A 9996-nucleotide genomic window follows, 5' to 3' on the forward strand; every position below is an offset into this window, starting at 1 on the left:
GAATTATTCTTTTGAGTATTTTTTTCATCGTACTTTCGGAAATTCAACAATCAAGAATTCATAAAGAAATATTAATTAGCATTGAAAAAAGGCTTCATCAAAAGAAAAAAGAATTATCTCAGCTCTTGGTGGAATGGGTGGATTACGATGCCCCTGTGAAGTATTTTCAAAATTTATATCCTGATTTCATTGAAAGAGAATTTTTGGTTAGTGTGAGGAATTTAGGTTTACAGTTGATTGCCACCATCCAGAAAGATGGAAGTCTAAAAGAACTATATTTATTTAATCCTGATGGAACCATTAGTGATATTCCCAAAGATTTGCAAAACTTTTTTTCTCAAAGAAATATCCCTCATCTGACTAAAAGAGAGGAGGAGATTACTGGATTTCTTTTTTCTGAGAAAGGTTTAATTATGTTTGCTACTCGTGGAGTTTTATGGTTCAAAGAAAATTATAAAAATTCTCATGGAACAATGGTATTTGGTAAAGTCATTGATGATCGTTTTCTTAAACAACTCCAAAATGATATCCAGTATAATGTCTCGTTAGAAAAGCTTACTGATGCGACTAATATCAAAGACTCCGTTGAATTGAAAAGAGAAAGTCTGTTTTACAACGAAGGGAGGGTATATATTTTTGATTACTTTGGAAAACCCATTTACTATTTATCTATTGAATTTCCCAAAACCTACGTGAAATATAATGTTTACTTACTACTTTCAATATTGGTGTTCACTTTAATAATTATTATGGTCTCTTTCTTTCTTCTAAGGAGGGATATTTTTAATAAAGTTGTGAAAAGATTACAACATCTGAATGAGGAGATAAACCACATAAAGAATCATCCTGAGGACATAAGAGATTTGATGGTAGTGAATGGAAAAGATGAGATAGCTCAACTACAAATGGATTTCATAGAGATGATGAGGAAAATAAAAGAATACGAGTCATTGAATAAGATTTATATAGAGTTATTAGAGCAAGAGAAGAATAAGACATTTAAGTTATTATTGAATATATTACCGAAGCCGATAGCTTATCGATTGTTTGAGAGTCATGAGGATTTGATAGCGGATGGATATAATGAAGCGAGTATACTGTTTGCAGACATGGTGAACTTTACGAGTTGGAGTAAGGATCTGGAACCGAGAGAGTTAGTGTCGACGTTGAATGAGTTGTTTACGAGGTTTGATAAGATAACGGACAGGTATAAAGTAGAGAAGATAAAGACAATAGGGGACTGTTATATGGCGGCTACGGGTATACCTGAGTATGACGATTGGCATGCGGACAACATAGTGAGGTTTGCAATGGGGATGATAGGGGAAATAGAGAGGATGAATCGAGAGAGAGGATTGGATATAATGATGAGAATAGGTATAAATAGTGGTAGGATAGTGGCTGGTGTGATAGGGACAAAGAAGTTTATATATGATGTATGGGGGGATACGGTGAACATAGCGAGTCGATTAGAAAATTATGGAGTGGGCAATCAGATACAGATATCGGAGGAAACGTATCGCAAGATAAAGGATGAAAGATTGAAGGGGTTGTTTCGCAAGAGAGGAAAGTTGCAGTTAAAGTCGGGTCATATCATAGATGTCTATGTGATGGACATGAGCAAGAAAGACCTTGTTCTGGATATAAATTAATTACTAAAGAAGCATTTTACTTGATGATTGTTATTTTCTATCATGTTTGGTTTTTGAGTTCTACACAAATCTTTTCGTATTGAGCAGCGATCATAGAAAATACAATAGTTATAAATTTGATTGGTTTTTGGTGGTTCTCCTTCTAAGAGTTTGGGTTTTCGTTTTCGATTCAAGGTAGGAACTGACTCCAATAGGGCTTTCGTGTAGGGATGCTTTGGGTTTGAAAAGAGCTCTTTGGTTGGAGCTATTTCCATGATTTCTCCGCCATACATCACACAGACTTTAGTGCTTATATAGCGAACAATAGATAAATCATGAGTGATCAAGAAAATTGTCAGATTGAATTTTTCTTGTAATTCTTTAAGTAGTTCTAAAATATATGCTTGGACGGAAACATCCAAAGCCGAAGTGATTTCGTCACAAACCAATACCTCAGGTTGTAATGATATTGCTCGAGCAATACTCACTCTTTGTCGTTGTCCCCCAGAAAGCTCATGAGGATAGCGCTTTAAAATATCAAGAGGTAAATGAACCAATGACAAATAGTATTTTAAGCTTTCATCAATCTCTTTCTTTTGGTGGATTTTCAGTGCAGACGAAAGATATGTTTTGATTGTATGTTTGGGATTAAGTGAGGAGTAAGGGTCTTGAAAAATCATCTGAAACTTTTTTCTTAAATCTAAGTTTCTTTTTAGTAAATTCGTCTGAGGAGATAAAATTTCTTGACCGTGATAAATAACTTTCCCTTTCGTTGGTGTTAGTAATCCTACAAGGGTATTACCTAAAGTAGTTTTTCCACAACCAGACTCTCCCACGATAGCAATGAATTCTCCCTTTTGAACATTTAGCGAAAAGTCTTTTAATGCATATATCGTTAGTTTTGGGGTAAATAGTCTTTTTTTTGTGACATAGTAGGTGTGAAGATTTTGTATGGAGAGAAATGCCATTATTGGGGTCTTTCTTCTACGACTACCATGACTGTTAGAATTTGATTTTTTCTATTGATTCGGAGCTTTATGATTTTTCCAATGGGGGTTTCATTTACAATCCGTATTAAATCATCAGGTTCGTTAACTTCTTTATCATTTGCAGAAAGGATTACATCTCCTACTTGTAATTTGGCTTTGTCGGCTGGACTATTTTCCAAAATACTTATGATTACGACTCCTTTTCGTTCTCGTACTCCTAATTCTTGGGCTAGTTCTTCTGTTAAAGAAGCTATTTGTATGCCTATGTATCCTCTTTTGACTTTACCATGTAGTCTTAGTTGTTCTATTACTGTTTTCGCTGTGTTGATGGGTATTGCAAACCCAATACCTAAGTTTCCTCCTGTTTGGGAATAAATCATTCTATTTACACCAATAACTTCTCCGTCAATGTTGATTAGGGGACCGCCTGAGTTTCCGGGATTAATGGATGCATCTGTCTGGATATGGGAATTGCCCATCTGATCTACGTCTTTTCTTGCAACTGCGCTAATCACTCCAACCGTGAAAGTTCTGTCAAGACCAAAAGGGTTTCCTATAGCAATTGCCCAGTCACCTACCTTGACTTTATCGGAGTCTCCAAAGTAAACGGGTTGTAAATCCTTAACTCCATCCACTTTCAAAAGAGCAATATCCACAAATCTATCGGAACCGACAATTTTGGCATTATATTCTTTTCCCTTTATAGAGACTTTGACGACGTCCATTCCTGCTATCACATGATGATTAGTGCAGATATATCCATCACTCGAGATGATAAAGCCAGTCCCCAAGCCCCGTTGTTTTTGGGTCTCAGGTAGTTGCGGGATGTTAAAAAAACGCCTCAAAAACGGATCATTATAAAACGGATTCTCTATCCGAACAGTTTTTTCGGTGCTTATAAAGACCACAGAATCTTTATACAATTCATAGATTTCATAAAATCGTTGCTGGAGTTCATAAATCCCTACAAAATTCTTTTTGTTTTTTAAAGGTGATTCTGCATATACTTCTTTTAAAAATGTAGTGTTCTCGTTGATACATGAGGATAAAACAATCAAAAGAAAATAAAGAAAGAATGAAAGCTTAAAGTAGTTTATTAAGTATTTTTTTTGTTTACTCATATAAATGCCAATATTGAAAATAAAATTATGAAATCAAATTCTTTTTAAAGAAATGAAAGTAGTAGAGCTCCGATTTTATGGAAAGTTAGTATTTCTATCAAAAGTTTCTTCAATGCGAGTTGCGTTTTATGGAAGACGAACCATCAAGGACGTCGTTGAGTCTTTGGGGGTGCCACATACAGAAATCTTTTTGGTTTTAAGAAATCAAACGATTACATACCTAAATCAGATAATAGAACATAATGATAGGATTTCTCTTTATCCAATGTTTTTTCAAATGGATAGGGAAATTCTAAGGGAAATCTTAACCTCAACAAAACTAACTTGCGAAGAAAAAAAAGAATACGTAAAAAAATACAAAATCAAATTCAAGCAAAAGTTTATTGCAGATGTTCATTTAGGAAAACTAACAAGGTATTTACGTCTATTAGGGATTGATGTATTATTTAATCCTAAATGGAATGATTTTGAGTTGATTCAGATTTCGAATCAAGAAAAGAGAGTTTTATTAACTCAGGATAAAGGAATTTTAAAGCAGAAACGACTAGAATATGGTTACTATCTCATTAGCAGAACCCCAAGCGAACAATTGCAAGAGATTTTGAGTCATTTTCATCTCAAGATAAAGCCTTTTCAACGTTGTAGTATTTGTAATTCAATCTTAAAGTATGTTGATAGCTCTGAAATTTTAGAACTCCAACCCATACCCGTTTGGCTTATGGAGACGTATGAAGGTTTCTATGTTTGTGAGAAATGCAAAAAAGTTTACTGGGAAGGTAGTCATTATAAAAAAATGGTAGAATTTTTTTATAAATATAAATTAGATTTCGAAAAATAGGAATTAAAAATTGATTTGAGGTTTTCTTTCATTTCTTTTTTGGTTTTTGAAAATAAAATCAAATTTTTGAATTCGGATTGGAATTTCTCAAAGAAATCATAATTACTAAAAAAATCATATATTTTTGAATATAATCCCAAAGGAACACTAAAATTACGAACTTGAGAATAATAAAGTAGAGGTATAAGATCCAATCTAGTGGCGATGGCTCCACAAATACCAATTTCTTTTTGAAGGGAATTTAAAGTAAAGAACAGCATTCGATAAAAAGAAGGATCATAGATATCTTCTTCTGAAATCAAGTTTCTATGTTTTCCTATAAACATGGATAATAAGTCATTAGTGCCAATGCTAAAAAAATCCACTTCTTTCTCTAATTGATGTAGATTAAAAAAAACAGAGGGGATTTCCAGCATAATACCAATTTGAATTTTAGGACTCGACTCCAAACGAATATGGTTTCTTTCTTCTAAGATTAATTCAAATACAAACCTCCAGTCTTCGTAATTCGCTACCATGGGTATTAATATGCGTAAGGTCCAATTGATGTTAGATAAATCCTGCAATGCTTTGAAGATACTTCGGATTTGGTTTTTTATGATGGTGATTTCTGATTTATAATACTCCACTCCTCTTTTGTTTCGGTTTTCTGGAGAACTATAAAGGTAATAACTATATTTATCTTCGTTCACATCAATGAGACGTAAAGTTAGGATTTCATGTTCATCGAAATTCAAAAAGATCTCTCGATAAGTATGTGTTGCTTTATTTAAATCATAGATTAAACTCGGATCTTTAATATACAAAAATTCAGTTCGAAATAATCCCACGGAAAGATAGTAATGGTTTTTATGGTTTTTTATGATTTCTATATCATCTGCATTGATGGATATTGTCACTTCATTTTGCGTATAGCGTTTTTTCTGGGTTTTTGGTAGAATTTCTGATATAAGATTGATTTCAGGTGGTGGTTCTTTTTTGATAATAGCTTTACCTTTGTCAGTATTGATGACAATCCAATCTCCATCGTGGATTTTATAGAAATTCTCTTTGGGAAAAACTTGGATCAAAATAGGGATTCCTTGATTGGTAGCAAGTAATGACAAGTGATCCATCAAAGAACCATCTTTTAGGATGAGTCCTCTTGGTTTGGGAATTTTTAAAAACAATAATGGGCTAATTTCTTGAGCAACTAAAATATAATTACAATTTTTTTGACATTGTAATTCAATTTTATTTATAGATTTTTCGATATAGGATATTTTCAAAATTTCTTCTAACAGTTGGTGGATGGCGTCTTGTAAGTCGATCCATCGTTGTTGAATAAGAACTGGTGCTTGTTCGTGGAAAAATTTCTTTAATTCCAAAGAACCTTGATAAACAGCTAGAGCTACATTTTTCCCTTCGTTTAAAATTTTTTTTTCAACAGCATCAATGAAAATAGGATCTCGTAAAAAATGAATTTGAATTTCTAACAAATCCCTCAAGCTCTCTGGTAGTTCACTTTGAGTGGTTTTTATTTTATTGATAGTAGTTCGTAAATAGTGATGAAATTTTTTTAGTTCTTCTCTTCTTAGTTCAGAGTCAAAAATGAGTTCTTCTGATATGTAATAACTAAAGGGTTCAATAATAACAGCAATACCTTCTCCTCGACCATGGGAAGCAATTTCTCCATAAAGTTCCAAATGATTCTTCATTTTATCATCGAGTTTTTTTATTGTATTTAATCACTAAATAGGTTGTATCATCAAACTGAGGGACAAACATTCGAAAAAACCTAAGGTCAAAATAAAGCTTTTGAACTAAATGTTTACTACTTTTGTTTAAGTTTTTTTTCAAGGCTTTTTTTAGTCTTTCCAATCCGTATTGTTGTCCTTTTTTGTTTTCTTGTTCATAAGCTCCATCGGTATAGCACAAAATTACATCACCGGGATTGAGATCGATTTTTTTTCCTTTAAAGATGAAATCATTTTCAATCCCAAGGGGGATGTTTAGCAAATCGATTTCTTTTAAGGTATTTTCTCTATGTATGTAGTGAAGCAAAGGTGGACATCCTGCCGCTGCATATTCAATCGTTCCTGAAAGTAAGTCTAATAATAAAATAGTAAAAGTTGCAAATTTGATGTCATCAAAAATCTCTAAACTCAATTGATTGATTTTTTTTAGTAAAGCTTGGGGGGTAAGGCTTGTATAATTAAGCTCATGGGTTATATAATAGGAAAGCATTAAAGCAAGTATTCCGGCTTCTAAACCCTTTCCACTTACATCCGAAAGTGTAATAAAAACACGACTATCTTTCAATTGAAAGATACCAAAAAAATCTCCACTGATATAATATTTGGGGTATGTTTTTCCGTATATTTCAAAATCTTTGATTTTTATGACCTTACTTTCATTTAATTCGAATTCAGACTGGTTTAGTTGGTAGAGCTTTTTTTCATTTATGAGTTTATTTTCATATAAGTATACGGGAAGTAATGCATTACTTCTATAATAGTCATCAATCATTTCTTGAAGAGGTTTATTTAAAACTTCATATTGGTCTAAAAGTTTTAATACATCGATGCTTTTCATTGAAATTCATAAAAATTATTCAAATACAAAAATCAACTAATTATTTGACAAATATTGTTTTCTTGGCTTAAGTGTTCTTATGCAAAATTCTTCAACAATTTTAAGAAAATACTTCAAAGTAATTGAAGAGACAAATACCATTTTGCCTTTAGGGAGGGTTAAAGAAGTTGGTGGTTTTACCATCATTTCTGAGGGACCACCAGATACCGCTATCGGAGATATATGTCGTGTCGAAAAAGAAAGTGGCGAATACTTATTTTGTGAGGTCATGGGCTTTAGGGGTAAGAATTTGATATTGATGCCTTTTGGATCACCTGAGGGGATTTTACCCAAAGCAAACGTTCACAACACAAACAGAAAAGCACAAATTTTAGTATCAGAAAAAATGATTGGAAGAGTTTTTGATGGTTTGGGGCACCCAATCGATGGAGAGTTAGAGATTTTTGAAGGAGAATATCGAAATGCCGATAATCCACCACCAAACCCCATGGAAAGAGACCCCATAAATACCATCATGGTTACAGGTATCAAAGCGATTGATGGACTACTGTCGGTTGGGAAAGGTCAAAGGATTGGGATTTTTGCAGGAACAGGTGTAGGGAAATCCACTCTTTTAGGAATGATTGCTAAATATACCACTGCTGATATCAATGTGATTTGTTTAGTTGGCGAACGCGGCAGAGAAGTAAGAGAATTTATAGAAAGGGATTTAGGAAGGGAAGGCTTACAGCGCTCTATTGTAATTGTAGCAACAAGTGATAAAAGTTCTTTAGAGAAAGTATATGCCGCTTATTTTGCAACTTCGATTGCAGAATATTTTCGTGATCAAGGGAAAGATGTAAATTTGTTTATGGACTCGGTCACACGTTTCAGTTTCGCTTTGAGGGAAATTGGAATTGCTATTGGAGACCCTCTAGGACCTGGAGGTTATCCACAGAGCACTTGGCTCAAGTTAAGTAGATTAATAGAAAGAGCAGGAGTGAGTAAAAAGGGAACCATTACGGGATTTTATAGTGTTCTGGTCGAAGCAGATGATATGAATGATCCTGTGGCTGATGCAGCTCGTGGGATTTTGGATGGTCATATTATCTTGAGTAGAAAATTAGCTCAAAGGAATCATTATCCAGCAATAGAAATTACTGAATCTATTTCTCGTGTTATGCCGAATGTAGTAAGTGAAGAACATGCAAAATTAGCTATGAAAATACGTTCATGGCTTTCTGTTTACAGACAAAATGAAGATTTAATTCAATTAGGAGCATATGCAAAAGGAAGCAATCCTGATCTGGATATAGCCATTGAAAAGATGCCTCAAATTCGAGCTTTCCTCCAACAACCAATCGAACAAGGCTTTACACTCGAGGAAACAATAGAATTGATGAAAAAGATTGTAGGTTAGATTATGAAGTATAAACGTTTTCAATCATCTTTAGAACCACTGTTAAGACTGCGAACAATTGAAGAAGAATTAGCAATGCAAGAGCTGGGTGAAGTCTTATCAAAAATCAATGCAGAAAAAGAAAAATTAAGAATCCTCGAAGAACAATACCAACAAGAATTAGAAAAACTCCCCAAGATGATCAAAATGCCGGAGGCTATTCAATTTTATCGGACTTTTGAGGCATTTTTAAATCGCATTGAAAATCAAAAAAAATCAGTGGAAAAGCTCATAGCGGAGCTACAACCAGAGTTAGAAGAAAAAAGAAAAAAATTAGTTGAAAAAACAAAAAATAGAAAGATAGTAGAAACCTTGATCCAAAACCAAAAAAACGAATATGAAAAACAATTGAAAAAGTCAGAACAAAAAGAATTATTTGAACTCAATCAGAATAATATTTACTCGATGAAGCAGAAAGAAGATGATAAGGATATTAAAAAAACTCTTCCAAAAAGACCAGATAAGAAAGAAACAACCAGGGACCTCCAAACAAGAAGAAGAGAAGCCCTACAAAAGTTTTATCAACAACGAGGAATTTCATTATGAAAGTAAATTATTGAATAATGATTCAACGAATAAACATGAGTTTGAAAAGAATCTTTTTCCAATTCCAAAAAGAAGATTCGAAGGAGAATATTACGAATACTACACAAAAGTTTTGAAGAAGAAAATCACAGAAAAGATAACAACTTTAGATCGAATCATCAATAAATGGAGTAAGTAAAATGGTTTCTCCAAAAATCAAACTTTTATACTTGATTTTCTTAATTTTCTTTTTGATAGGTGTTTATTTGTATTTGTTAGATCAGTGGGGCATAATTACCCTAAGAGATTATATTCCCTTCTTGAAGAAAGAACCACCCCCCGTAGATCAAACGCAAGCCAACTTTTTGTTGATTGAAAAAGAGCAGTTAGAAAAAGAAAAAGAAATCTTACAAGAAGAAAAAGTCAAACTTGAGGAACTCAAACTCCAATTAGAAGAAAAACAAAAATCACTAACAGAAAAAGAAAAAGAATTAGAAAGCGAAAAAGAAAATATCGAAAAACAAAAACAAAAACTTCAAGAGATTGAAAATGCAAGAAAAGAAAAAAATAGATTGATTGAAAATATGGCAAGAAGACTGAATGCAATGCCACCCCAAGCCGTGATTGATATGATTCAAGGATGGAATAATCTGGATATTGTGGAGGTCTTTTTAAGAATGGAAGAATTGGCAGAAGAGGAAGGAACTCCTTCAATTGTTCCTTTTTTACTTTCACAATTACCGCCTGAACGAGCAAGTATCATTTCTTCTTTGATGTTGAACGAAAGTATCCGGGAAAAAATTTTCGAAGAATAAAGTATTTTTTAAATATCAGTTTCAGCAATCAATATAGACGATCCATTCCTTTAAAAGTATTTCCC

The 9996-nt window shown here is 33.2% G+C and carries 9 protein-coding genes; 5 read left to right on the top strand and 4 right to left on the bottom strand.

Annotated elements, in window-relative coordinates; translation table 11 throughout:
• The first annotated feature begins 11 nt into the window (after positions 1 to 11).
• Positions 12 to 1652, top strand: coding sequence for a hypothetical protein (locus tag NZ853_07995; GenBank protein ID MCS7205624.1), 1641 nt, complete (start codon positions 12 to 14; stop codon positions 1650 to 1652).
• Here NZ853_07995 and NZ853_08000 read toward each other — a convergent pair.
• Both NZ853_08000 and NZ853_08005 read right to left on the bottom strand, forming a co-directional pair.
• Entirely contained in the window at positions 1649 to 2599 is a 951-nt protein-coding gene (locus NZ853_08000; protein ID MCS7205625.1) for an ABC transporter ATP-binding protein, read from the bottom strand. The genes NZ853_07995 and NZ853_08000 overlap by 4 nt on opposite strands.
• Positions 2599 to 3741 (bottom strand): trypsin-like peptidase domain-containing protein, encoded by a 1143-nt coding sequence (locus NZ853_08005; protein ID MCS7205626.1) that lies wholly within the window; start codon positions 3739 to 3741, stop codon positions 2599 to 2601. Before NZ853_08005 ends, NZ853_08000 begins: the two co-directional genes overlap by 1 nt.
• 52 nt (positions 3742 to 3793) lie before the next feature.
• On the opposite strand from NZ853_08005, the gene NZ853_08010 reads away from it, so the two are divergent.
• Positions 3794 to 4579 (top strand): Mut7-C ubiquitin/RNAse domain-containing protein, encoded by a 786-nt coding sequence (locus NZ853_08010; GenBank protein ID MCS7205627.1) that lies wholly within the window; start codon positions 3794 to 3796, stop codon positions 4577 to 4579.
• Here NZ853_08010 and NZ853_08015 read toward each other — a convergent pair.
• Together NZ853_08015 and NZ853_08020 are read right to left on the bottom strand one after the other, a co-directional pair.
• Entirely contained in the window at positions 4549 to 6276 is a 1728-nt protein-coding gene (locus NZ853_08015; protein ID MCS7205628.1) for a PEP-utilizing enzyme, read from the bottom strand. The genes NZ853_08010 and NZ853_08015 overlap by 31 nt on opposite strands.
• A 4-nt stretch (positions 6277 to 6280) precedes the next feature.
• Positions 6281 to 7153, bottom strand: a complete 873-nt coding sequence (locus tag NZ853_08020; protein ID MCS7205629.1) for a serine/threonine-protein phosphatase — start codon at positions 7151 to 7153, stop codon at positions 6281 to 6283.
• Between the two features lie 79 nt (positions 7154 to 7232).
• Between NZ853_08020 and NZ853_08025 the strand changes: the two genes are divergently transcribed.
• The 3 genes from NZ853_08025 to NZ853_08035 all read left to right on the top strand — a co-directional run bounded on the left by NZ853_08025 (position 7233) and on the right by NZ853_08035 (position 9931).
• A complete protein-coding gene (locus NZ853_08025; protein MCS7205630.1) occupies positions 7233 to 8552 on the top strand; it encodes a FliI/YscN family ATPase in 1320 nt (439 codons plus the stop codon).
• A 3-nt stretch (positions 8553 to 8555) separates the two neighbouring features.
• On the top strand, positions 8556 to 9137 hold the full coding sequence (gene fliJ / locus NZ853_08030) for a flagellar export protein FliJ (protein ID MCS7205631.1): 582 nt from the start codon (positions 8556 to 8558) through the stop codon (positions 9135 to 9137).
• A gap of 179 nt (positions 9138 to 9316) precedes the next feature.
• Positions 9317 to 9931, top strand: coding sequence for a hypothetical protein (locus NZ853_08035; GenBank protein MCS7205632.1), 615 nt, complete (start codon positions 9317 to 9319; stop codon positions 9929 to 9931).
• Positions 9932 to 9996 lie beyond the last annotated feature (65 nt).

Source organism: Leptospiraceae bacterium, assembly GCA_025059995.1.
Classification (GTDB): Bacteria; Spirochaetota; Leptospiria; order Leptospirales; family Leptonemataceae; genus SKYB61.

Bases quoted from the DNA above. Each gene is read 5' to 3' on its own strand.
- NZ853_08015 (MCS7205628.1), bottom strand. From the start codon at position 6,276: ATGAAGAATCATTTGGAACTTTATGGAGAAATTGCTTCCCATGGTCGA.
- fliJ (MCS7205631.1), top strand. From the start codon at position 8,556: ATGAAGTATAAACGTTTTCAATCATCTTTAGAACCACTGTTAAGACTG.
- NZ853_08010 (MCS7205627.1), top strand. From the start codon at position 3,794: ATGAAAGTAGTAGAGCTCCGATTTTATGGAAAGTTAGTATTTCTATCA.
- NZ853_08025 (MCS7205630.1), top strand. From the start codon at position 7,233: ATGCAAAATTCTTCAACAATTTTAAGAAAATACTTCAAAGTAATTGAA.
- NZ853_08035 (MCS7205632.1), top strand. From the start codon at position 9,317: ATGGTTTCTCCAAAAATCAAACTTTTATACTTGATTTTCTTAATTTTC.
- NZ853_08020 (MCS7205629.1), bottom strand. From the start codon at position 7,153: ATGAAAAGCATCGATGTATTAAAACTTTTAGACCAATATGAAGTTTTA.
- NZ853_08005 (MCS7205626.1), bottom strand. From the start codon at position 3,741: ATGAGTAAACAAAAAAAATACTTAATAAACTACTTTAAGCTTTCATTC.
- NZ853_08000 (MCS7205625.1), bottom strand. From the start codon at position 2,599: ATGGCATTTCTCTCCATACAAAATCTTCACACCTACTATGTCACAAAA.